The organism is Lysobacter sp. CC-YZS074, from assembly GCF_056739745.1.
The window spans coordinates 430841-455775 of sequence record NZ_CP200301.1 but is presented as its reverse complement, the minus strand read 5'-3'; the positions used below and the strand labels follow the sequence as shown (position 1 = coordinate 455775).

The window sequence follows — 24935 nt, the reverse complement described above, 5'->3', positions numbered from 1 at the left end:
AAACACCCCAGTCTAACGCGTAACCCCCGGGCAGAAGGGGCCGGCGATCATCCGTCGCCGCCCGCCCACCGCAGGAGAAGCTTGTGAGCGACAAAATCATGCAGGTCGGCGATGCCGATTTCGATACCGCCGTGCTGCAGTCGTCCGAACCCGTGCTGGTCGATTTCTGGGCCGAATGGTGTGGCCCGTGCAAGATGATCGCCCCGGCGCTGGACCAGCTGGCCGAGGAGTACGACGGCCGGGTCAGGATCGCCAAGGTCAACGTCGACCACAACCGCGCCACCGCGATGAAGTACCACGTGCGTTCGATCCCGATGCTGCTGCTGTTCAAGGACGGCCAGGTGCAGGAAACCCAGATCGGCGCGGTCGGCAAGGGCCAGCTCGCCCAGTTGATCGAAAAGGCGCTCTGAACCGCGGCCGCCGAGGCCCGTTCCCCGCCTTTGCACCGGTGCCGCCCGCCACCCGCGCGGCGGCCCGGACTGAACCGTTGTTCCCGCGCCGCTTGCGGGCCTCCCGGAAGCGGTGCTAGTTTCGCCCTACCCGGCGCCTGAACAGTCGCAACGACCCGCCCCTGGCACCCGCCGGAGCGAGGCCCGCCAGACCGGTTCCCCGCCGCACCCTTCTCGAACCTTCGTCCCAGACGCTCCGCCCGCCTTTCCGCGGGCGCTCGCCGCTTAGCGAGGAATCCCCGCTTGTCCGATAACACCCCCGACGCCGGCGAGATCGCCGAAAAGCGCGTGCGCAAGCCGCGTGCCAGCAAGGCCGACACCTCGACGCCCGACAAGGGCGCGCCGGCCGCGGCCGACACTCCCAAGGCCGCCGCGGCCAAGGCGGAGGCCGTCCCCGTCCCCGCCAGCGCCCCGCCCGCGGAGCCGAAGTCCGCACCACCGGCCAAGGCCGACAGCCCCGCTGCGCCGCAGGCACAGGACAATGCCGGCGGTGGCAACGCCGGTGGCTCCGAGCCGCGCGAGGCCCAAGGCGAAGGTCGCGGCGAGCGCCCGCGCGGCGACGCCCCGCGCAACGGCGGCGAACAGCGCGGCGACAACAACGGCCGCGGCGACGGCAATCGTGCCGACAACCAGCAGCGCGGTGGCGAACAGGACGGCGGCCGCGGCAACCGGCGCGATCGTTTCCGCAACCGGCGCGACCGCAACCGCAACCGCGACGGCCTGCCCAGCGACGACGGCGGCAACGAGAACTTCGTCCCGCGCCCCAACCCGCAGGTGCCCGAGGGCTTCCCGAGCTACACGCTGACCGACCTCAAGCGGATGCCGGCGCACAAGCTGCTGGAGATCGCCGAGCAGCTGAACATCTCCGAGGGCGTCGCCCGCGCCCGCAAGCAGGACGTCATCTTCGCGGTGCTGAAGGTGCTGACCCGCCACGGCGAGGGCGTGCAGGCCGACGGCGTGCTGGAAATCCTGCCCGACGGCTTCGGCTTCCTGCGCGCGGCCGAGGCCAGCTACCTGGCCGGCCCGGACGACACCTACATCAGCCCGAGCCAGATCCGCCGCTTCAACCTGCGCACCGGCGACCACCTGTCCGGCCGCATCCGCTTCCCGAAGGACGGCGAGCGCTACTTCGCCCTGTCGATCGTCGACACCATCAACGGCGAGCCGCTGGAAGCAAGCAAGAACAAGGTCCTGTTCGAGAACCTCACGGCGCTGTTCCCGCGCCGCAAATTCAAGCTCGAGCGCGGCGACGGCAGCACCGAGGACATCACCGGCCGCATCCTCGACCTCATGGCCCCGCAGGGCAAGGGCCAGCGCGCCCTGATCGTCAGCCCGCCGAAGGCCGGCAAGACGATGATGATGCAGCAGGTCGCCACCGCCATCACCCACAACCATCCCGACGTGCACATGATCGTGCTGCTCATCGACGAGCGGCCCGAGGAAGTCACCGAGATGCAGCGCACCGTGCGCGGCGAGGTGATCAGCTCGACCTTCGACGAGCCCGCCGCGCGCCACGTGCAGGTCGCCGAGATGGTGATCGAGCGCGCCAAGCGCCTGGTCGAGCACAAGAAGGACGTGGTGATCCTGCTCGACTCGATCACCCGCCTCGCGCGTGCGTACAACAACGTCGTGCCGAGCTCCGGCAAGGTGCTCTCGGGCGGCGTCGACGCCAACGCCCTGCATCGCCCGAAGCGCTTCTTCGGCGCGGCACGCAACGTCGAGGAAGGCGGTTCGCTGACCATTATTGCCACGGCGCTGGTCGACACCGGCAGCAAGATGGACGAGGTGATCTACGAGGAGTTCAAGGGCACCGGCAACTCCGAGGTCCACCTCAACCGCCGCATCGCCGAGAAGCGCGTCTACCCGGCGATCGACATCAACCGCTCCGGCACCCGCCGCGAGGATTACCTGATCGAGCCCGAGCTGCTGCAGAAGATCTGGATCCTGCGCAAGCTGCTGCACGGCATGGACGAGATCGGCGCGATGGAATTCCTGCTCGACAAGATGAAGAACTCCAAGAGCAACGACGAGTTCTTCGCCTCGATGAAGCGCTGAGCCACAGGCGCCAAGCAGAAGGAAAGGCCCCGCAACCGCGGGGCTTTTTCGTAGGCCCATGCCGCGCCCCATAATCGCGGTACGGAGGTGACCGATGCACGGCGGCGGACTCGAATTGGCCCTGGTGTTCCTGCTGGCCGCGGTGATCGCGGTACCGGTGTTCCGGCGTTTCGGGCTCGGGGCGGTGCTGGGTTATCTGGCTGCCGGGGTGGTGCTCGGGCCCTATGGACTGAAGGTCATCCGCAATGCGGAGCCGGTCCTCGCCGCGTCCGAGATCGGCGTGGTGATGATGCTGTTCGTGATCGGGCTGGAGCTGTCGCCGTCGCGGCTGAAGATCATGCGCAAGCCGGTGTTCGGTGCCGGCGGCGCGCAGATGCTGGCCAGCGGGCTCATCCTCGGCTTGCTGGCGACGTTCGCCGGGTTCGGCTGGAAGGCCGCGCTGGTGGTCGGCCTCGGCCTGGCGCTGTCGTCGACCGCGGTGGGGCTGCAGCTGCTGTCCGAACGCAAGGCGCTGACCAGCGAGCACGGCCGGCTGGCGTTCGCGATCCTGCTGTTCCAGGACCTGTGCGCGATCCCGTTGCTGGCGGCGATCCCGCTGCTCGGCCAGGCCGCGGCCGCGGACGAGGGGCTGGGCTGGGAGGCGGTGCTGAAGGCGGTCGCGGCGATCGCGGCGCTGGTGATCGGCGGGCGGGTGCTGCTGCGCCACGTGTTCCGGATGGTGGCCCGGTCGATGATGCCGGAGGTGTTCACCGGCGCGGCGCTGCTGACAGTACTGGGCTCGGCGTGGCTGATGCAGGTGGCTGGCCTGTCCGCCGGGCTGGGCGCCTTCCTGGCCGGCGTGTTGCTGGCGGACTCCGAGTTCCGCCACGAGCTGGAAGCGCAGATCGAGCCGTTCAAGGGCCTGCTGCTGGGGCTGTTCTTCATGGCGGTGGGGATGAGCATCGACCTCCAGCGGGTATTGGCCGAGCCGCTGCTGATCGAGGCGATCGTGCTCGCGCTGCTGGCGGTCAAGTTAGCGATCCTGTTCGCGATCGGGGTGCGGCCGGGCGGCCTGTCGCGTCGCGATGCGCTGCAACTGGCGGCGGTGCTCGCGGTCGGCGGCGAGTTCGCCTTCGTGGTGTTCTCCGAGGCGGTCAAGGCCGGCCTGCTCGACGATGTCATGCGCGACCGGCTGGTGGCGGCGGTCGGCGTGTCGATGGCGCTGACGCCGCTGCTGATGATCGCGATCGCGCGCCTGCTGCGCGGGCATCCGGTGGTGCGGCCGCCGCGCGATTACGACCCGATGCCCGACGACGGCCACCCGCAGGTGCTGATCGCCGGCTTCGGGCGGTTCGGCCAGATCGTCGCGCGCCTGCTGCTGGCGCAGAAGGTGCCGTTCATCGCGATCGAGCACAGCGCCGACCAGGTCGACTTCATGCGCCGGTTCGGCAACCCGCTGTACTACGGCGACCCGGCCAAGCCCGACCTGCTGCGTTCGGCCGGCGCCGCGCACGTGCGGGTGTTCGTGGTCGCCATCGACGACCCGGACGCGAGCCTGCGCACGGTGCGGGTGATCCGCCGGCTGTATCCGGAGGCGAAGGTGTTCGCCCGCGCACGCGACCGCCGCCATGCGTGGGCGCTGATGGACCTGGGCGCGCACGCGCTGCGCGAGATGCTGCACTCGAGCCTGCAGATGGGCGAGGACGTGCTGGCCGCGCTCGGGGTGCCGACCGATGTCGCGCGCGACCACGCGCGGCGGTTCCTCGAACACGACCAGCGCCTGCTGCGGGCGCAGTACCTGGTGCACGACGACGAGGACGCGGTGATGCAGGCGTCCAGCGACGCCCGCCGCGAACTGGAACAGCTGTTCGACGCCGACCGCGGCGAAGGCGTGCTCGGCGGCCTCGCCGCACCGCGGTCGAAGGACTGATGCAGCCGGCGTCGCAACCACCGCCTCACCGGTGGGCTGACGCGCCGCTCAGCTGCGGTCGCGCAGGAACCGCGCCATCGAGACGTCGCCACCGGGCGCGGCCGGCGGCGCGAACTCGGCGGCAATGTCGACGAAGCCGCGCATCACGGCGATCTCGCGCGGGCTGCGATTGAGGCCGTCGCGCAGTTCGGGGTCGGCGCCGGCGCGCAGCAGCCACTTCACCACCTTCAACAGGCCGTGCAGCGCAGCCAGGTGCAGCGGCCCGAAGCCGCGCGGATCCTGGCTGTCCAGACGCGCGTCATGGTCGGTCAGTTGCTCCAGGCCGGCGATCAGCACGTCCTCGTCGGCGGCGCTGCCGGGTTCGGCGCGGGCGCCGAGCAGCAGCAGCAACGGGGTCGCGCCAGCAGCGGCGACATCCAGGTCCGGCTCGCCGTCGGCCAGCAACAGGGTGTCGAACAGCGCGACCAGGCGGGTGCGCTCGCGCGCGCTGAAGCCGTACATCGCCGCGCAGTGCAACGCGGTGCGGCCCTGCGAGTCGACCGCATGCACGTCCGCGCCGGCACCGAGCAGGCGCGCGGCCACGTCCGGCAGGCCCAGTGCGCAGGCGACCATCAGCACGGTAAGCCCGCCCGGCAGGCGCTGCTCGATATCGGCGCCGGCGGCCAGCAGGCGGTCGGCGATCTCGGCGTGGCGCATGCTGACCGCCGCCGACAGCGGCGTCGCGCCCGAGTGCGCGGCCAGCTGCGGGTTGGCGCCACGCGCCAGCAACAGGTCGACCACCGCCTGGTGACCGCCGCCGGCGGCGCGCAGCAGGCCGCTGCAGCCCTGGCTGTCGAGCGCATCGACCGGCAGCCCGAGGTCGAGCAGGCGGCGCACCGCATCGGCGTCCCCGACGATCGCCGCGGCCGGGACGTCGGACTCCTGCAGGCGCCGCCGCGGCAACGGCCAGCCGCGCCAGTCGAGCCAGTCGGCCAGGTCGCGGCGGCCGGCCGACAGCGCGACGCCCAGCGGGGTCTGGCCGTCGGCCGCGCGCAGGTCGGGGGCGGCGCCGCGGGCGACCAGCCGGCGCACCATCGGTTCGCGCCCCAGCGCGGCCGCCAGGTGCAGCGGGCTCATGCCGTGGCTGTCACGTGCGTTGAGGTCCACGCCGGTGTCGAGCAGGCGGTCGAGCAACGCCGGCCAGCCCAGTCGCACCGCGAGCGCGAGTGGCGGATCGCCCGCGCGGTTCGGCGCGAACGGATCGGCGCCGCGGTCGAGCAGTTCGAGCGCCAGCGGTTCCAGCCCGCGTGCTGGCGGATCGCTGGCCGTGCAGGCGGCGAGGAAGCGTGCCAGCCCACCCGCACCGGCGGGCGACACCGCCCGGTCGAGCAGGGCCCGCAGCGAAGGCAACGCCGACGGCCCCTGGCCGAGCAGCACCGCCATCGGGGTGCGGCCGGCGCCGTCGCGGACCTCCGGGTCGGCGCCGCGCGCCAGCAGCCATTCAAGCTGGTGCGGCGGCACCACGCCGTCGCCGTCATGCAACAGGGCGCCCAGCTCGGCCGGTCCGAGCAGCGCCGCCACGGTGCCGAGCTGGTATTCGCGTCCTTCGCCCAACCCCTCGCGCAGCAGGGCGGCCGGTGCGCGGTCGACCAGCGCGACCTCCTGGTCGCTGACGCTGACCGGCAGCGCATAGGCGGGATCCAGCGCGGCCACCAGCGGCCAGCGCCCGGCTGCCGCGGCGTGCTCGATCGCGCGCCTGCCGTCGTGGTCCAGCCGCTCGGGATCGACACCGAAGTCGATCAACCGCTGGACCAGCGCCGGGGTGGCGCCCTCGGCCAGGCAGGCCAGCATCAGCACGGTCCGGCCGCGCTCGTCGGCCACGGCCAGTTCGTCCGACCGGGCGGACGGCACTTTCGCCAGCACCCGCTCGAACACCTCCAGGTGGCTGCCACGCGCAGCCTCATGCAACGGCGTGCGGCCCTGCGCGTCCGCCGCGAGCGGGTCGGCGCCCGCGGCAAGCAGGGCATCCGTGGTATCGACGTGGCCCGCCATCGCGGCTTCGTGCAGTGCGCTGCGCCGGCTCCGGCCGCGCGCGTCGACCTTGGCCCGCAGCTTGAGCAGCAACAGCACGCCCGCGGGGTCGTCGTCCTCGGTTCCCGCCGCGGCCAGCAGCGCCGGCTGACCGTCGGCGGGCTCGGGCCGCGCGCCGCGTTCGAGCAGGAAGCGGGCCAAGCGCCAGTTGCCGGCGGCGCAGGCGATGCCCAGCGGCGACATGCCTTCGCTGTTGAGTGTTTCCAGCTCGGCGGCGGCGTCGAGCAGCAGCGCCGCCACGCCGGGGTCCGAGCTGCGCGCCGCCAGGTGCAGCGGGGTGTTGCCGTCGGCGTCGGTGGCGCGCGGATCGGCGCCATTGGCCAGCAGCGTCATCACCGCATCCGGGCGCCCATGCCAGCTGTCGCGGGTCGCCGCCAGCAGCGGGGTCATTCCGGCGTGCGGCCGGTTGAGCGCCACGCCGCGGGAGATCAGCGCACGCAGCAGGCGCAGGTCCGGCAGCACCGCGGCGAGCACGGCAAGGCTGCGCTGGTCGCGGTCGCCGGCGGGCGGCGGCGCGTGCGGGTCGGCACCGGCGTCGATCAGTTCCAGCGCGCGTTCGACCCGGCCGCCGCGTGCCGCCTCGTACAGCGCCGGCTCCAGCGGTTCGACCGGGCCGGTCGGGGCGACCCTGGCGATGAGCACGTCGTCCTCGATCGCAGCGGGCGTGGCCGCGGCAATGCCGGCGGTCGGCAACGGCGTCGTGAACGGCGGCTCCGCGGCCGGGAGCTCGCCGGCCGGCACGGCATCCTCGTCCTCGAACCCGTCGTCGAAGAACCGCAGCGCATCGGCCGGCGTCACCTGCTGCAGCCACGCGTGCAGCGCCACCGAGGCGACCAGCAACACCAGCGCCGCCAGCCAGCGCGGAGCGTCGGTCAGCAGGCCGGGCCAGGCCAGCGCGGTGACCAGCGCCGCCACGACGGCCACCGCGACCGCCACCGCCAATCCGCGCCAAGCCCCCGGCTCCAGACCGGGCAGCGCGCGCCAGTGATCGCCCAGGGCACCGCCGTCCCGCTCCAGGCCTTGCCACAACGGCCACAGCCGCCACAGCACGACAAGCGCGAGGCCCACCATCGCGCTCAGCCCGAGCGCCGCCATCAACGACCCGCCGCCAAGCAACGCCGACAGCGGCCACGCCACCGCCAGCGCGAATGCGGCGACCGCGCCGGCCCACAGCATCAGCAGCGGGGCCATCGCCCGGCGCAGTGGCGCGAACGTCAGCGGATCGCCGTTGCGCCCGTGGCGCGCGGCCAGGGCGAGCAGCGGCTGAGCCAGGGTACCGGCGACCGCCGCGACCCAGCCGCCGACCCCGGCCAGCAGCGCCAGCACCGCGGCGCCGGCGGCGAGGCCGGCCAGCGGTGCGGGAGGCCTGCGCCACTCAGGCATCGGTGCCCCAGTCGTCGGTCATCGGGTCGAGCGCTTCGCGGTGGGGCATCTGCAGGTGGAACCCGCGCGAGGCCAGGTTCTCGCGCACGGTGGCGGCATCGCTGCGGGCGAGCTTGCGGTCGGCGGTGAGCGCCAGTTCCATCACGAACTGCAGCTTGCCCAGCGGCTCGCGCACGGCCGCCGGCACGCGCTCGAAATCGTCGCGGGCGGCGAGGAACACGTAGGTGTCGTCCTTGCGGAGGCTCTTGTAGACGTACGCTTGCATGGCGGCGGCCGGGGAAAGCAGCGCGGCAACGGGATCGGGCCACAAGCATACCCGCAGCCACGCGCCCGCAGCCCCCGGCGCGCGCATCCGCCGTTCAGTGACGGGCCACGCCGCCCATGCCAGCCCTCAGTGGTATCCGGCGTCGGCGGCGACCTTGCCCTTGAACACGCTGTAGGACCACCACGTGTAGCCGAGGATCGCCGGCAGCAGGATCACGATCCCCACCAGCAGGAAGCCCTGCGACGACGGCGGCGAGGCCGCGTCCCAGATGCTCATGGCCGGCGGCACGATGTTGGGCCAGATGCCGAGCACCAGGCCGATGAAGCCGAGCACGAAGAAGCTCAGCGTCAGCAGGAACGGCCGCGCGTCGCGCCCCTCGCGCATCACCGCACGCCACAGCAGGAACGCGTTGGCCAGCGCCAGCAGCGGCACCGGCGCCAGCCACAGGAAGTTCGCGCCCTCGAACCAGCGCGCCATGATCCGCGAGTCGAGGAACGGCAGCCACGTGCTGACCAGTCCCATGAACACCACCACCCCGACCACCAGCGGCCGGGCCGTCACCCGCGCGACCTTCTGCAGCGGCCCTTCGGTCTTGAGCACCAGCCAGCTTGAGCCCAGCAGCGCGTAGCCGGTCACCAGCGCGATGCCGGTCAGCATCGAGAACGGGCTGAACCAGGCGAACGCGCCGCCGACATACTCGCCGTCGACCAGCGGCAGGCCTTCGACCAGCGCGCCGAGGATCACGCCCTGGGCGAAGGCGGCCACCATCGAACCCAGCGAGAACGCCGCGCCCCAGAACTTGCGCCCGCGGGTCGCCTTGAAGCGGAACTCGAACGCCACCCCGCGGAAGATCAGCGCGATCAGCATCAGCAGCACCGGCACGTACAGCGACGACAGCACCACCGCGTAGGCGCGCGGGAACGCCGCCAGCAACCCCGCGCCGCCGAGCACCAGCCAGGTCTCGTTGCCGTCCCAGATCGGGGCGGCGGTGTTCATCATGTGGTCGAGCTGGCCGCCGTCCTCGGCGAACGGCGCGAGGATGCCCAGGCCGAGCACGAAGCCGTCGAGCACGACGTACATCAGCACGCCGAACCCGATGATCGCGAACCACACCACCGGCAACACCGTCTGCAGGTCCATCACTCCGCCTCCCTGATCGCGTCGCCGTGGCGGTTGCCGACCGACAGCGGCCGCGCCGGCGTGCGCTCGCCCTCGTCGTGCTCGGGCGCCGGCTCGTGCGGCAGCGGACCGCGCCGGACCAGCTGCAGCAGGTACCAGATGCCGCCGCCGAAGATGATCGCGTAGGCCACCGCGTAGGTGATCAGCGAACCCAGCACCGCGGCTGCCTCGATGTTCGGGCTGACCGCCTCGCTGGTGCGCAGCAGGCCATACACCACGTACGGCTGGCGACCGATCTCGACCACGTACCAGCCGGCCAGCAGCGCGATGAAGCCGGTCGGCGACATCAGCCGCCAGGCGTTGAGCAGCCACGGCGAGTCGTACAGCCGCCGGCGCCGCCACGCCCACGCCGAGGCGATCACCAGCAGCAGCATCGCGGTGCCGATGCCGACCATGACCCGGAAGCCCCAGAACACCGGCGCGACCGGCGGCCGCTCCTCCGGCGGCACCGCGCTCAGCGGCTCGATCGTGCCGTCCCAGCTGTGGGTCAGGATCAGGCTGCCGAGCCGAGGCACCTCGACCGCGTAGTCGTTGCGCTCCTCGGTGGCGTTGGGCCAGCCGAACAGCACCAGCGGCAACCCGGCGCCCTCCTCGCCTTCTTCCCAGTGCCCTTCCATCGCCGCCAGCTTGGTCGGCTGGTGCTCGGCGACGTTGAGCCCGTGCAGGTCGCCGACCGCGACCTGCAGCGGCACGGCGATGATCGCGAACGCCACCGCCAGCCCGAGCATCCGCTTGCCGGCGGCGACGTGCTCGCCGCGGCGCAGGTACCACGCACCGACGCCGCCGATCACGAAGCAGGTGGTGATGAACGCCGCCAGCGCCATGTGCGCCAGCCGGTACGGGAACGACGGGTTGAAGATGATCGCCCACCAGTCGACCGGGTGGAAAACGCCATCGATGATCTCGTGCCCCTGCGGCGTCTGCATCCAGCTGTTGGCCGCGATGATCCAGAACGTCGAGATCAGCGTGCCCAGCGCGACCATGCAGGTCGCGAAGAAGTGCAGCTTGTGCGAGACCCGCTTCCAGCCAAACAGCATCACCCCGAGGAAGGTCGCCTCCAGGAAGAACGCGGTCAGCACCTCGTAGGAAAGCAGCGGCCCGAGGATGTTGCCGGCGCGCTCGCTGAGCACCGCCCAGTTGGTGCCGAACTGGAAGCTCATGACGATGCCGCTGACCACGCCCATGCCGAACGAGATCGCGAAGATCTTCAGCCAGAAGAAATAGAGGTCGCGCCACAGCGCCTCGCGCGTGCGCAGCCAGCGGAACTCGAGAAACGCCAGCCAGCTCGCCAGGCCGATGGTGAAGGCCGGGAACAGGATGTGGAAGGAGATCACGAAGCCGAACTGCACCCGTGACAGGAACAACGGCGAGAACCACTCTGCATCCACGCATCGCACCTCCGCGGCGCGCGGGGGTGCGCCGCGGCGACCATTGTACGCGCCGCCCGTCAAGCCATCGGTCGCGCCGACCGCGGAACCGCGACACGGGTCACCGTGGTCCATGACCGCTGGCCGGTTCGCCCATGCCGCGCCGCTGCTACGCTTCGGCCACTTTGTCCGCGGGAACCCTTGCCGATGCTTCGCCTGCTGCCCCTGTCCGCCGCCCTGCTGCTGTCCACCTCCCTGCTGCCCGGCAGCGCGTTCGCCCAGGGCATTCCGCTCGCGCAGAACGCGGCCGCCCCGACCCCGGTCACCCTCGACCAGGCCATGGCCGACCCCGACTGGATCGGGCCGCCGGTCGAGCAGGCGTGGTGGTCGTGGGACGGTACCCGCGCGCAGTACAACCTCAAGCGCGAAGGCGAGTCGATCCGCGACACTTGGGAGGTCGGCATCACCGGCGGCGTGCCGGTGCGCGTCGAGGGCGCCGCCCGCGCCCAGCTCGATGCCGCCAATCCCGCCTATGACGCCAGCCGCACCCGCATGGCGTTCGTGCGCAACGGCGACATCTTCGTGCGCGACCTGCGCAGCGGTGCGCTCACCCAGGTGACCCGCAGCAACGACGCCGAGTCGCGCCCGCAGTGGAGCCGCGCCGGCAACCTGGTGTTCCGTGCCGGCAACGACTGGTACCAGTGGCGCCCGGGCCTGGGCACCAGCCAGGCCGCGATCGTCAAGGCCGAGAAGGACCCCGACGCCGAGCCGCTGCCCGACGACCTGCGCGACCGCCAGCTGCGGCTGATCGAAACCCTCGCCACCGAGCGCGAGCGCCGCGAGGCGGCGCGCGAGCAGGAGCAGGCCTGGCGCGCCGCCGACCCCACCCGCGCGCCGCTGCCGGCCTACCTCGGCGACGGCCTGGCGATCGTCGACAGCGCCCTGTCGCCCGACGCCGCGTGGCTGCTGGTGGTCACCGAGCCGAAGGACGGCGACGGGGGCCAGAGCGGCAAGATGCCGAAGTACGTGACCGAATCCGGCTACGAGGAGTTCGAGGACGTGCGCGTGCGGGTCGGCCGCAACGCACCGCTGCCGCACCGGCTGTGGCTGGTCGAAGTCGCCAGCGGCAAGGTCGCCGAACTCGAATTCGACGCCCTGCCCGGCATCGGCACCGATCCGCTCGCGGCGCTGCGCGAGAAGGCCGAGCTGCCGCCGCTCGAGGGCGACCGCCCGGTGCGGGTGGAAACCGACGGCGACGGCAGCGGCCCGGCGATCCACTGGAGCGACGACGGGCGCAGCGCCGCGGTGCTGCTGCGCGCGGTCGACAACAAGGACCGCTGGATCGCGACGATCACGCCGGCCGCCGGTCAGGTCGACCGGGCGGCGCTCGCCACCCGCCACCGCCTGCACGACGACGCATGGATCAACTGGAGCTTCAACGACTTCGGCTGGACCGGCGACGGGGCGTTGTGGCTGCTGTCGGAGCAGACCGGTTATTCGCACCTCTACCTCGCCGACGGCGCCGGTGAACCACGCGCGCTGACCTCGGGCCAGTGGGAGGCCTCATCGCCGGTGCTCGGCGCCGACGGCCGCACGTTCTTTTTCATCTGCAACCGCAACTGGCCGGGCGACTACGAGGTCTGCGCGGTCGATCGCGACGGCGGCGGCGTGCGCGAGGTGACCGCGCTCGACGGCGTCGAGAGCTTCGCGCTGTCGCCGGACGGCTCGCAGCTGCTGGTGCGCCACTCCGACAGCTACCTGCCGCCGCAGCTGGCGGTGGTCGACACGCAGGGCGAGGAAACCGCGCTGCTGACCGACACCCGCAGCCCCGAATTCAAGGCGCGCCAGTGGATCCAGCCGGAGATCGTGCAGATCCCGTCGAGCGACGGCGCCGGCACCATCTGGGGCAAGTACTACGGCCCGGCCGACATGCAGCCCGACAAGCAGTATCCGGTGGTGATGTTCGTCCACGGCGCCGGCTACCTGCAGAACGTGCACGACCGCTACCCGGTGTACTTCCGCGAGCAGATGTTCCACAACCTGCTGGTGCAGAACGGCTACATCGTGCTCGACCTCGACTACCGCGCGTCCGAAGGCTACGGCCGCGACTGGCGCACCGCGATCTACCGGCAGATGGGCACACCTGAACTGCAGGACTACCTCGACGGGCTGGCCTGGCTGGGCGCCAACCGGCAGGGCGACGTCGATCGCGCCGGCATCTACGGTGGCAGCTACGGCGGCTTCATGACCTTCATGGCGCTGTTCAAGGAGCCGGGCACGTTCAAGGCCGGTGCCGCGCTGCGCCCGGTCGCCGACTGGTCGCAGTACAACCATGAGTACACCTCCAACATCCTCAACACCCCGGTGCTGGATCCGGAGGCGTACCTGCGCTCGTCGCCGATCGAGTTCGCCGAAGGCCTGCAGGACAACCTGCTGATCGCCCACGGCATGATCGACAACAACGTGTTCTACAAGGACTCGGTGGTGCTCGCCCAGCGCCTGATCGAACTGCGCAAGGATGACTGGGAGCTGGCCTCGTACCCGCTGGAGCGGCACGGTTTCGTGCATGCCGACAGCTGGTACGACGAGTACCGGCGGATCTTCGAGCTGTTCGAGGAGAGCCTTAAGTAGGCCGCGACACCCGCTTCGCCACTTGCACCACCGGCGCCTGCACACCCGCGTGTGCAGGCGTTTTTTTTGAGCCGACCTAGCCCGACCACCTCACGCTTTCCGCTTGCGCGACCGCGACCGCGACCGCGGGTGCAGGTGCGGATGCGGATGCGGATGCGGATGCGGATGCGGATGCGGATGCGGATGCGGATGCGGATGCGGATGCGGATGCGGGATTTTGTAGGAGCGACGTGAGTCGCGACCCACTGACAACCGGCCCGGGACCGGTCGACGTGCCCTCCGATCGCACGGCCGATGGATCGCGTTGACCGCGGCGCCGCCACCGGTCGACGGGTCGCGACTCACATCGCTCCTACTGGAGGCATCGCCTTCGCCGCGCCGGCGGGCACGCGACGCCTCCGACGCCCGGACACGCACGTGGCCGGCCCCGCCACCCCGCTCGCCTAGAATGCGCGCATGAGCACGCCCACCGCCTCCCCCGCCCCCGACTTCACCCGCGTCCGCGACTACCTCACCGGCCTGCAGGACCGCATCTGCGCCGCGATCGAAACCGCCGACGGCCAGGCCCGCTTCATCGAGGACCGCTGGGAGCGCAGCGCCGAGGGCAGCACCAGTGGTCTTTCGGGCGGCGGCGGCCGCACCCGCATCCTGCGCGACGGCGCAGTCTTCGAGCAGGCCGGGATCGGCTTCTCCGACGTGTCGGGCACGAAACTCCCGCCGTCGGCCACTGCCAACCGTCCGGAGCTGGTCGGCGCCTCCTGGCGTGCGGTCGGCGTCTCGCTGGTGTTCCACCCGCGCAATCCGTACCTGCCGACCACCCACGCCAACGTGCGCCACTTCCACGCGCAGCGTGACGGCGAAACCGTCGCGTGGTGGTTCGGCGGCGGCTTCGACCTGACCCCGTTCTACCCCTTCGACGAGGACGTGCTGCACTGGCACCGCACTGCCCGCGAGCTGTGCGAGCCGTTCGGCGGCGCGGCGCGCTACGAGGCCCACAAGCGCTGGTGCGACGAGTACTTTTTCCTCAAGCACCGCGACGAGACCCGTGGCGTCGGCGGGCTGTTCTTCGATGACCTGCAGGGCGACGCCGGGACCGACTTCGGCTACCTGCGCGCGGTCGGCGACGGCTTCCTCGACGCCTACCTGCCGATCGTCGAGCGTCGCCGCGACAGCCAGTACGGCGAGCGCGAGCGGCAGTTCCAGCTGTACCGGCGCGGTCGCTACGTCGAGTTCAACCTGGTGTTCGACCGCGGCACTCACTTCGGCCTGCAGGCCGGCGGGCGCACCGAGTCGATCCTGATGAGCCTGCCGCCGCTGGTGCGCTGGGAGTACGGCTACCAGCCGGAGGACGCCAGCGCCGAGGCGCGCCTGGCCGACTACCTGCGCCCAAGGGACTGGCTGGCGGAGCTGTAGGCAATAAAAAGCCCCGCAGGCAGGGGGGGCCGGCGGGGCTGGTGGAACGGGACCTGGGGAGGGGTCTTCGTTCCGGGGATCACTCCAGGGGAGGGAGAGATCGTCGACAGACGTTGCATCTGTCGAGGGCTAGTTGACCATTCCCTACATGGATGAATCGTGAAGATTCAGGTTAAAGATTTGTTGGATTCAGGACGGATTCAGAGCGCCAGAATCGGCCAATCTAAACCGCCCGGAGATGGGCGCGGCCGGGCGTTTATTGACCCGGTGCGCACCACGAGCGTGCCGGGCATCCGTCGGCTCAGTGCGCCTCGTCCCAATCCAGCCCCACCCCGCTGTCGACCACCAGCGGGACCCGCAGCCCGGCGGCCGCCGTCATCCGCCGCGGCACCTCGGCCAGCAGGGTGTCGACGAAGGCCGCATCGACCTCGAACACCAGTTCGTCGTGCACCTGCATGATCATCAGCGCCGGGGCCTCGCCGCCGTCACCGCGTTGGCCGGCCAGCCAGCCGTCGATGTCGACCATCGCCCGCTTGATGATGTCGGCCGCGGTGCCCTGCATCGGCGCATTGATCGCGGCGCGTTCGGCGCCGGCACGCAGGCCCTGGTTGCGGGCGCCGATGTTCTCCAGGTACAGGCGGCGGCCGAACACGGTTTCGACATAGCCCTGGTCGCGCGCCTGCTGGCGGGTGCGGTCCATGAACTCGCGCACGCCCGGGTAGCGGCTGAAGTACAGGCCGATGTAGTCCTGCGCCTCGCCGCGCGAGACGCCCAGCTGCTTGGCCAGGCCGAACGCGCTCATGCCGTACATCAGGCCGAAGTTGATCGCCTTGGCCGCGCGACGTTCGCCCGGCTCGACCGTGTCCAGGGTCTTGCCGAACACCTCGGCAGCGGTCGCCTTGTGGATGTCGGCGCCGGACGCGAACGCGCGCAGCAGCGCCGGGTCTTCCGACAGGTGGGCCATGATCCGCAGCTCGATCTGCGAGTAGTCGCAGGCGACGATCCGGCGCCCTTCCGGCGCGATGAACGCCTTGCGGATGCGACGACCGTCCTCGGTCCGGATCGGGATGTTCTGCAGGTTCGGGTCGGACGACGACAGCCGGCCGGTGGCCGCGCCGGACTGGTGGTAGCTGGTGTGCACGCGGCCGGATTCAGCGTTGATCATCTGCGGCAGCTTGTCGGTGTAGGTGCTGCGCAACTTAGCCAGTCCGCGGTAGTCGAGGATCACCCGCGGCAGCTCGTGCAGGTCGGCGATCGCTTCCAGCGCTTCCTCATTGGCCGACGGCTGGCCTTTTGGCGTCTTCACCAGCGCCGGCAGCTTCAGTTCCTCGAACAGCAGCGCGCAGACCTGCTTGGGCGAGTCGAGATTGAACGCGCGGCCGGCCAACTCGGTCGCGCGCTGCTGGGCGGCCAACATGCGCGCGCCGAGGTCGGCCGACTGCCGGCGCAGCTCGGTCGCGTCGACCAGCACGCCGTTGGCCTCGATGCGCTCCAGCACCGGCACCAGCGGCACCTCGATCTCGCGGTAGACGCGCTCCAGCTGCGCCTCGGCAGCCAGCTTCGGCGACAGCACCCGGTGCAGGCGCAGGGTGATGTCGGCGTCCTCGGCGGCGTAGCGGGCGGCGTCGTCGATCGCGACCTGGTTGAAGGTGATCTGCTTGGCACCCTTGCCCGCGACATCGACGTACTTGATGGTCTCGTAGCCGAGGTAGCGGCTGGCCAGCGAGTCCATGTCGTGGCGGCTGGCGGTGGCGTTGAACACGAAGCTCTCGAGCATGGTGTCGTCGGCGTAGCCGTTTACCTCGACGCCGTGGCAGCGCAGCACGTGCAGGTCGTACTTGCCGTTGTGGCCGACCTTGCGTTTGCCGGGATCGGCGAATGCCGGTTGCAGCGCCGCCAGCACCGTGTCGCGGTCGAGCTGCTTTGGTACGCCCGGATAGTCGTGGCCGAGCGGGATGTAGCAGGCGCGGCCGGGCTCGACCGACAGGCTCAGGCCGACCAGCCGCGCACACAGCGCGTCGAGTGAGTCGGTCTCGGTGTCGAAGGCGAATTCCCCGGCGGCCTGCAGGCGCGCGATCCATTCGCCCAACTGCGCCTCATCGAGCACGGTCTCGTACTCGCCGGGCGCCGACAGTGCGGGGTCTACATCCACCGGCGTCGCGGCGGCGCGCGCGTAGCCGGCGGCGGTGCTGCGCACACCGGCACGGTCGGCCGCGGCCTCGGCCGAATCGCCACCCTCCAGCTCGCGCAGTGCCTGCTTGAAGCCGTAGCGCGCGTACAACACCCGCAGCGCCTCGACATCGCGCCCGCGCAGCGGCAGCTCGTCGTACCGGCGTTCGAGCTGGAGGTCGGTGCGGATCGTGGTCAGCGTGCGGTTGAGCGGCAGCCGCTCCAGCGCCGCGCGCAGGTTGTCGCCGATCTTGCCCTTGATCGCTCCGGCATTGGCGATCACCCCGTCGAGGGTGCCGTACTCGGCCAGCCACTTGGCCGCGGTCTTCGGCCCGCACTTCTCGACGCCCGGGATGTTGTCGACCTTGTCGCCCATCAGCGCGAGGTAGTCGATGATCTGGTCGGCACGCACGCCGAATTTGTCGATCACCGCCTGGTCGCTGTCGAGCCGGCTGCCACTCATGGTGTTGACCATGACGATGCCGGGGCACTCGCCACCATCACCGTCGACGCACGGCCGCACCAGCTGGGCAAAGTCCTTGTCGCTGGTAGACACCGTGACATCGACGCCGGCGTCGGCCGCCTGCACCGCGAGCGTGCCGATCACGTCGTCGGCCTCGACCCCGTCGATGCGCAGGATGTCGATGCCCAGCGCCTGCACGATGTCGCACATCGGCTGCACCTGGGCGCGCAGCTCGTCGGGCATCGGCGGGCGGTTGGCCTTGTACTGCTCGTCGAGGTCGTCGCGGAAGGTCTTCCCGGGCGCATCGACCACGTAGGCGATGTAGTCCGGCTGCTCCTTCAGGTGCGCGCGCAGCATGTTGACCACGCCGAACAGCGCGCCGGTCGGCTCGCCGGCGTCGTTGGTCAGCGGCGGCAGGGCGTGGAAGGCGCGGTAGAGGTAGCTGGAGCCGTCGATCAGGACTAGTCGTTTCATCCGGCGATTCTACGGCCGCGGCCGTCGCCGCAAGGCCACCCCCGATTCGGGTCTCGTGTGACCTGTCGCCCTTGTACGGGCTCGCCGTGCATCAGTAGCGCCGCTCACAACGCCAAAGACGACGACGAGACCCTCCCCGCGCCGCGGAGTGCAGACAAGCGCGGGGCCATCTCCCGCGCGCTCGACTCTACCGCGTCCAGCCGGACTGGTCGGCCACCGCACTGCGCCGCATCGGCCACTTGTCCGACGATGATCTACACAAGATCCGCGATGTTCGCCGAGGGGCGCAGCGAATACGAATCCTCGGTAACACACGAAAACCCCAGCATAAGCATCTCCACGCGTGCCGGCGCCGACCAGGCTCCGTATACGCCGCTATATTGCCCTTGGCATCGCCCGCCTATGCCTACTGATACGTTAAGTGAAACTCGCGCTTGAGCTGGTGCCGCACGTGACCACACGCCAAGCGCTGGACTTCTTTGCCGAGAGGCCAGAAAGAGCCAGGAGTCCGAAGGGTAAGCGCTACGGCCAGCCCTATCGCACCCGTGAACAAGCCCGCCATCCGGCGGGCTTTCTCATGTCCAGCGAAGGCAGCGACGATCACGTGTGTAGAACTTTTGCAGCAAGGTGGCGCCACAGTGCTACACAGAACCATATCCTGCCCTCACTCCCACGCCCTGCTTCCAAAGTACGGCAGCCGTACTTTCTTCTCGACCGGCGCTGCAGCAACACGCCATTAGTCCAGCAGCAACGTCAAAAACGACAAGGCCCGCATTGCTGCGGGCCTTGTGCTTCGTGGGTCAGCTAATTGCTCTCTGGCCTCGTTGGAGTTGCATGGAATTGTTTATGAAGTGCGCAGAGATCAAGACAAACAAGGCTCCCACCCCAACGCCACCTCCAAAGAGCAATGCTCGCGGCCAGAAATCAGCTCGACCAGGCTCATCACCAACAACCAATACCCCGATCAAAAAAACAGGAATGAGGGCGGCGGTCACGGTGTTAGCAATCATGTAGGCGGACCAAAGCCAATGCCGCCACGCCGCCTTGCCTTTCACATGAATCTGCAGGAGCGCCGACATTATGAGTCCTGATGACACAGCCAACCCGCACACATAGCCGGCCCCGCAGAGCAAAAACACTTCGAGCCCCGTCATAACTTGTCCTCGACCCTCTCTTCGATGCGAGGAGCAGGCGGCTTCTCGATCGCCTTGTCAGCAACAGTATTCACCACAACCATGCCACCTTCTGGGACGGCAGCTTTCTGCACTGCATTCAAAGCGGTGCCAGCCACTTCATCTACAAGGCCGCCAGCAGCACCGCCCACTGCGCCTGTAACACCAGCAAGAGCCATCTTTTCGCCGTCGTAGTCGTACGAGTTCACATCACTGCCATGATCCATGGCGTTCCCGACTGTCTGCGCAGTTCCTTCGCCCACTATGGCTCCAATGATACCTGCTGTAGCTGCCGCTCCCACGGATGAGCCAGCTCCCAATGTGGCACCGGTAATCGCACCGCCAACTGCCCCGCCAAGTGCGCCCGCGAAGCCTTGCTTCAAATCGCCACCACTGGTTATGAGCGCTACAGCACCGCCTCCTATGCCGCCAACGATGAAGCCAATCCCACCGCCGATCGCATTGACAACGAGGCGCCCATCTGGATCTGTGGACTTGTACGGATTGTTATTGGCGTACCAATAGCGATTGAAGTTGAAGCCGTTGAGGGTGCTGACCCCAACTGGATCAACGCTCAGGAACCGCCCGACCTGCGGGTCGTAATAGCGCTGCTGCATATACGTCAGCCCGGTCCGCGCATCCTCCACATGCCCGGTGTACCCCGGCCCGTCCTTCAGCGGCCGGTTCAGCGCCTGCCCATACGGCTCGTACTCGGTGCGCTCCAGCACGCCGCGGTCCTGCCCGGTCACCACCACCGGGCTGCCCAATGCATCGGTGTGCTGGTAGCGGTTGCTCCAGGCGCCGGTAACGGTGTCCCTCTCGCGCGTCGCCACCAGGCTGCCGCCCAGGTAGATGTACTGGTGTTGCTGCGTCTTGCGCAGGTCGCTGTCGAACATCAACGCGCCGGACTGGCTATACAGGCTGTACTTGCTGCCCGCGCCTGTGACGAAGTCCCGCACCCGGCGGCCGTGGCCATCGTAGACGTAGCTAAGGGTGCCTCCGGCGGTGCTGGTGCGCAGCCGGTTGCCGTAGTCGAAGGTAAATGCCGCGCCGTTCTTCTGCGCCAGGTTGCCCTGCTCGTCGTAGCCCAGGCCCACCACCGTGGTGCCGCCACAGCCGCCGGCCTTGACGTTGGTCAGCCGCCAGAACTGGTCGTAGCAGTAATGGTGGTCGCGTGATTGCGCGCCACCAATCCGGACCTGCGTCAGGTTGTCCAACACGTCGTAGGCGTAGGTGGCGTTCGCGGTGCCGTACATCGGCGATTCCACGCCCGTCAGCCGGCCCAGCCCGTCGTAGCTCATGGTCCGGTTGCCGCGCTGGTTGCGGCCAGTCGCGCCGTCACTGATCGCGGCGACGTTGCCATTGCTGTCGTAGTCGTAGCCGTCGTCCAGGAACTTGGTGCTGCCGTAGGCGTCCATGCTGCGGTCAGGCAGGCCGCGGGCGTTCTGGGCCAGCGTATGAACGATGCCGTTGCCGTAGGTGAACCGGCTGATGGCGCCGTTTGGGTGGTAGCTGACGTCGGTGGCGTAGCTGCTGGCCTGCGTGGGTTGGCCCAGCGCGTTGGGAGCGTAGCCGACACTCAGCCCACCGGGGTACCCGTTTGCGCTGAGATGGCCGTTGGTGTTGTACCCGTGGGTGATCGACCAGTCGATGCTGCCCCACTGCATCCGCTCCATGGTCGGCAGGCGGCGGCGGTTGTAGGTATAGCTGCTGGTGACCACGTTACTGCCGTTGTAGGCGGTGACGCTGGCCGGCAGACCGTCGGGGGTGTAGCTGGTGACGGTGTCGCCTTGGCCATCCGGAAAGCGCAGCTCTACCGGGCGATTGCGGGCGTCAAACGTTCGGTCGATCCGCCGGGCCACGACCGCCGAGGCCGCCAAGCAGCCGGTTGCGGTGCTGTTGTAGCCGCCGGCCGACCACGCGAGGTTGCCGGCCGCGTCGTAGCCCATGAAGGTATCGCCAGTCTCCGGCTCGGATGTGCGGCACAACTGCTGATGGCTGTCGTAGTAGTAGTCGCGATCGAGGGCCACTGTGCCACCGGTCGGATTGCTGCTGTCGCTGCGGCGCAGCCTCAGCGGTTTGCCGAACGGATCCCGCGTGATGTGCGTATACGCCCCGGCGGGGTGCCAGACGGCGACGGGCGTGTCATAGCTGGGCCCGTCGAAAGCCTGGAACCAAGTGCGAGTCTGGTTGCCACGCGGGTCGGTCACGCGTGTGTAGGGGCCGCTCGCATTATTGAGATAGGACGTGGTGGTCGTCAGGTCACCCAGCTCCGAGTCCTGCGTAATGGTCCTTACCCGGCCAAGCGCATCGTAGGTGGTCGCGGTGCCCTCGAGACCTGCATCGGTCCAGACCCCCAGACTCCTGACCGGATAGGACTGAAAGGCCAGCTGTCCGGCGGCGTCATAACGGTTCACCACGATGCTGCGGGTGTTGGCCGGGTCGGCTTTGTCGTAGCTCTCCATCACCACCGGCCGCCACATGGCGTCGTAATGGGTCAGCTTGTAGCCGTTGCCGGTGCGTTCCCACATGCGCCAGTGGTTCGGCAGCCCGTAGACGCCCGACACCAACGAGAACGTACGGGCGGTCGAGGTCCACGCCACCATGTCGCCATCGGGATAGTCGGTCAGCTTCAACCGGCCCATGGCGTCGTACTGGTAGCCGGTGGTGAAGCCGTTCTCGTCGGTGACCGAGGCGATGGTGCCGTCGGGATTGACCGTTGCCGATTGTGTGCTGTTGTCGGCGTGCTTGATGTTGCGCGGAATGCCGCGGTACCAGTTGGACAGCGTGGTCTCCTTGCCCGCGCCGTCACGGACCCACGCCACGGTACCGTCGGCGTTGTAGCCGGCGGTCTGCCGGAGCTTGCCGAACGACTCGATTGCCTGCGGCTGCGCCTTGGCGGTGAAGGTGGTGTGCGACACCACGTCGCCGTTGCACGCAGTGCTGGCCGGCACCGCCGCCGTGCATTTGACGCTCGCGACCTGACCGAGCACCCAGTCGTCGAGATCGTCGCGGTAGGTGGTGACTTCGGTGCGGGAGTAATCAGCCGCCCAAGCCGGGGTAAGGGCCAGCAGGCTTGAGGCGGTCAAGTACAGGCCGATGCCGATCCAGTACGTCGTGCGGTTCATCGAGTGCCCTCCTCATCCATAAGGGGTTGCGAAAGCGGCTCGCCAGGACCGGTCGAGTAGGGATCGGGGCAGAACCCTTCGCACCCGCCGCCACCTCCGCCATCGCGCACCAGAACTGTTTTGGGTGCGGAATACACGCTGCAAGCTGCTGAATTGCAGGCCCTGACGCGATAAACATAGGTGCCCGCGAACCTCTGGGTTTCACTCCGGTAAACCGCACCCCCGTTGTAGATCGTCGTCCAGCCGGCGGTATTGGGATTCATCTGCAGTTCGTAAGCCGTCGCGTTGGCAACGGCTCCCCAGCGGACGACGTAGGCCTGGTTGGTGGTGGCGGCGGTCACTGGTACCGAAAGGCTTGGCGCGGCGACCGGCGACAGCGTCACCGTGCTCGTCTTTATCGCCGAGTAGCCGCTGCACCCGCCGGCATTGCATGCACGAACACGGTAGCCATAGCTGCCGTTGGCCAAGCCGGACACCGCCTTGCTCCTGCCGGCGCTGCCGTAAATCCGGGACCAGCTCCCGCCATCCTTACGCTGGTCCAGCTGGTAACTTGTCGCGCCGGTAACGGCTGTCCAGCTCACGGTGTGCGCACCGTTGCTGGTCGCGGGTACAGAAAGGGTCGGCGCGCTGGTCGGTGGCAACGTCACCACGGTGGTCTGCACCGCCGAATAGCCGGTGCATCCTTCGGCATTGCAAGCGCGGGCGCGGTAACCATAACTGCCGGCGCCCAGGCCGGAAATCGCCCGACTGGTGGCCGCGCCGCTGTAGACCCTGACCCAACTCCCGCCACCCAAGCGCTGATCCAATTGGTAGCTGGTCGCGTTGCTGACGGCGGACCAGCTCACGGTGAATTTGCCGCTGTTGTTTGTGGCCGGCGCCGTGAGCGCAGGGGCACCAATCGGCGGGACAGGATCGATGCCGCCATTCGACGCCACACTCGACCGTTTGACGCTTACCGGCCGGCCAAAGGCATCGAATGCACTGATGCGGTAGTCGAAGTTGCCGCCGTCCTGGACGACGACCCTGCGCAGAAGCGGCCTGTGGTACTCGGCGGCGAACCCGCCGCCGTCTGGCCGCGGGCTGGTGCCCCACTTTGCGGGGTACTCGTGATCGAGTTGGGTAAGGTCGTGAATGCTCCAAGAGGTACGGAGTACTGACGACCCCTTGCCCTCCTCCACCTTGAGCAGCTTCCCCTCGTTATAGCGGTAGCTGTTCCCATAGTGATAGCGGGTCCAGTTGCCCGCCGGGTCAGTCACCGTTGTTCTGGAAGAACCCGCGCAATCATCGCTGGTACAGCGGGGAATGCTGCAGTCCATGGTGGGCGGGCACACCGGGTACGACGAGTCGCCTCCCGGCTTGTAGTAGGTCGATGGGGAGCTATAGGCGTAGGTCCAGGCTCCCGCAGTCAGCCCGGGGCCGCTGATCTTCTTTTCAGCCAGCGACAACGCGTCGTAGGAAATTGTCCAGAACGAAACGTCGTCGTTGACGAAGTTGTGAGGGGTGGTGAAGTTGAGGCAGTTGAGCGGGACGTTGGTCCGCCCATGCGACCGGATTTCCACCTTGAAATCGCCCACCGCGCCGGACGGGTGTGTGACCCGCCCGGCAAACGAGTGAGGAGCCATCACGTCGGGATTTCGCGTGCACGTTCGCCACGGCTCGCTTGGAGGGCCCTGGATGTACTCGATCCTGGAGTTGAGGAACCCAGCAAAATCAATGGTCCATCGGGAAGTGTCCGGCAACACCACGGACGACAATGTCTTGTCGACGTTGTTGGCCGCTGCGTACTGGTATTTCCACGTTTTCCCGTGCGCCACGACACTGTCGATGTAGCCGTCACCGTTGTAGTGGATGTCTATGCGACGGGCATCACTGGATTGGATGGACGTCAGACGGACTGGCGAGGTCCTCGCATTGGTGTAGGCATAGGTGACCCAGTTCCCGAAACGGTCTTCGACTCGGGTGGGGTAGAGAACGTTGCGCCGGCGGGCGCGACGGCTCGTGGAATTTTTTGGAATCCCCAGCACCTCGATCACAGTGGTCGACTCCAGAATCGGCTCGAGATCCTGCGCCATCCAGTCAAACCAGTATCGGGTACCATCCGGGGCGACCGCGAGGAAGCCCTCGCCGCCGCCGGACCAGTTTTTGATGCTCGGCAGACAGGCGAGCCGGGTCTGATCCGCTGTGATCCAGTAATAAGGGCCCCCAGTGGAAGGCCTGGGCCGCGATGGATCCAGCAGCAGCATCTCGCCGCCGCCCGTGGGGAGTCTGAGATTGTGCCCCTGCCAGTAGTCTTTGGGGTGGAAGTAATCGGTTCCGACGGGAATAACAGGCGGACGCGCGCCGGCGACAGTGGTCACGGAACACCGCTTTCCCGGTGTATCAGCAATCGCGCTGACCCAGTCCGGGGCGAAAACGCCGCTGATGTTGGGGAGGTCGATCTCCCAATCCGCCAAAGGGAACTCGGCGTTGACGTAAGAACCCTTACGCGGGCGGACGGAAAAGCTCCGGGTGAACGCCACCGGCAGATCGTTGCTGCCAGGAACGCTGACATCCGTTACCGAGAACGACAACGCACCGTTGGACAGACTCACCTGGTCGCCGAACAGGTCCGGCCCGAGCGCATCGACCTTGCCGCTATCCGCGACGCGCTTGCCGTACTCCTCCCAGACCTGATTGGCTTCCTGGCCAAACCCCTGCCCGCTCGTCAGAACGAGCAGCATCGCGACACAGAACCGTTTCATCCCCTGTTCCTTCCGTGGGCCCTTCATCCTTTTCGAAGGGCATTTACATCGCTCGGAGCGCCTTCCC

The 24935-nt window shown here is 68.8% G+C and carries 13 protein-coding genes; 5 read left to right on the top strand and 8 right to left on the bottom strand.

Features of this window, described 5'->3' with window-relative positions:
* The first annotated feature begins 83 nt into the window (after nt 1-83).
* The 3 genes from trxA to U8331_RS01865 all read left to right on the top strand — a co-directional run bounded on the left by trxA (nt 84) and on the right by U8331_RS01865 (nt 4413).
* Complete coding sequence (trxA, locus tag U8331_RS01875) at nt 84-410, top strand: thioredoxin TrxA (protein WP_481131944.1); 327 nt, start codon at nt 84-86, stop codon at nt 408-410.
* 282 nt (nt 411-692) lie between these two features.
* Nucleotides 693-2504, top strand: coding sequence for a transcription termination factor Rho (gene rho / locus U8331_RS01870; protein ID WP_481131943.1), 1812 nt, complete (start codon nt 693-695; stop codon nt 2502-2504).
* A gap of 94 nt (nt 2505-2598) precedes the next feature.
* Nucleotides 2599-4413, top strand: coding sequence for a monovalent cation:proton antiporter-2 (CPA2) family protein (locus U8331_RS01865; RefSeq protein ID WP_481131942.1), 1815 nt, complete (start codon nt 2599-2601; stop codon nt 4411-4413).
* Between the two features lie 48 nt (nt 4414-4461).
* Here the strand turns inward: U8331_RS01865 and U8331_RS01860 are convergent, their stop codons facing one another.
* The 4 genes from U8331_RS01860 to U8331_RS01845 all read right to left on the bottom strand — a co-directional run bounded on the left by U8331_RS01860 (nt 4462) and on the right by U8331_RS01845 (nt 10698).
* Nucleotides 4462-7578 carry an ankyrin repeat domain-containing protein gene (locus U8331_RS01860; protein ID WP_481132866.1) on the bottom strand — a complete coding sequence of 1039 codons (3117 nt, stop codon included), beginning with the start codon at nt 7576-7578 and terminating at the stop codon, nt 4462-4464.
* Between the two features lie 280 nt (nt 7579-7858).
* The gene (locus U8331_RS01855) at nt 7859-8131 is read right to left on the bottom strand and encodes a YcgL domain-containing protein (RefSeq protein WP_481131941.1); all 273 of its coding nucleotides are present in this window, start codon (nt 8129-8131) and stop codon (nt 7859-7861) included.
* 126 nt (nt 8132-8257) lie between these two features.
* Nucleotides 8258-9271 carry a cytochrome d ubiquinol oxidase subunit II gene (gene cydB, locus U8331_RS01850; protein ID WP_481131940.1) on the bottom strand — a complete coding sequence of 338 codons (1014 nt, stop codon included), beginning with the start codon at nt 9269-9271 and terminating at the stop codon, nt 8258-8260.
* On the bottom strand, nt 9271-10698 hold the full coding sequence (locus tag U8331_RS01845; protein ID WP_481131939.1) for a cytochrome ubiquinol oxidase subunit I: 1428 nt from the start codon (nt 10696-10698) through the stop codon (nt 9271-9273). The genes cydB and U8331_RS01845 overlap by 1 nt, the downstream gene beginning before the upstream one ends.
* 186 nt (nt 10699-10884) lie before the next feature.
* On the opposite strand from U8331_RS01845, the gene U8331_RS01840 reads away from it, so the two are divergent.
* Together U8331_RS01840 and hemF are read left to right on the top strand one after the other, a co-directional pair.
* Entirely contained in the window at nt 10885-13308 is a 2424-nt protein-coding gene (locus tag U8331_RS01840) for a S9 family peptidase (protein ID WP_481131938.1), read from the top strand.
* Nucleotides 13309-13764: 456 nt separating this feature from the next.
* Complete coding sequence (gene hemF / locus U8331_RS01835) at nt 13765-14721, top strand: oxygen-dependent coproporphyrinogen oxidase (RefSeq protein ID WP_481131937.1); 957 nt, start codon at nt 13765-13767, stop codon at nt 14719-14721.
* 301 nt (nt 14722-15022) lie between these two features.
* Here the strand turns inward: hemF and polA are convergent, their stop codons facing one another.
* The 4 genes from polA to U8331_RS01815 all read right to left on the bottom strand — a co-directional run bounded on the left by polA (nt 15023) and on the right by U8331_RS01815 (nt 24868).
* Complete coding sequence (gene polA, locus U8331_RS01830) at nt 15023-17827, bottom strand: DNA polymerase I (RefSeq protein WP_481131936.1); 2805 nt, start codon at nt 17825-17827, stop codon at nt 15023-15025.
* Nucleotides 17828-18627: 800 nt separating this feature from the next.
* Nucleotides 18628-18906: a hypothetical protein gene (locus U8331_RS01825; RefSeq protein ID WP_481131935.1), complete on the bottom strand. Its 279-nt coding sequence runs from the start codon at nt 18904-18906 to the stop codon at nt 18628-18630.
* Between the two features lie 71 nt (nt 18907-18977).
* Nucleotides 18978-22127 carry an RHS repeat-associated core domain-containing protein gene (locus U8331_RS01820; RefSeq protein ID WP_481131934.1) on the bottom strand — a complete coding sequence of 1050 codons (3150 nt, stop codon included), beginning with the start codon at nt 22125-22127 and terminating at the stop codon, nt 18978-18980.
* Complete coding sequence (locus tag U8331_RS01815) at nt 22124-24868, bottom strand: hypothetical protein (protein ID WP_481131933.1); 2745 nt, start codon at nt 24866-24868, stop codon at nt 22124-22126. The genes U8331_RS01820 and U8331_RS01815 overlap by 4 nt, the downstream gene beginning before the upstream one ends.
* Nucleotides 24869-24935 lie beyond the last annotated feature (67 nt).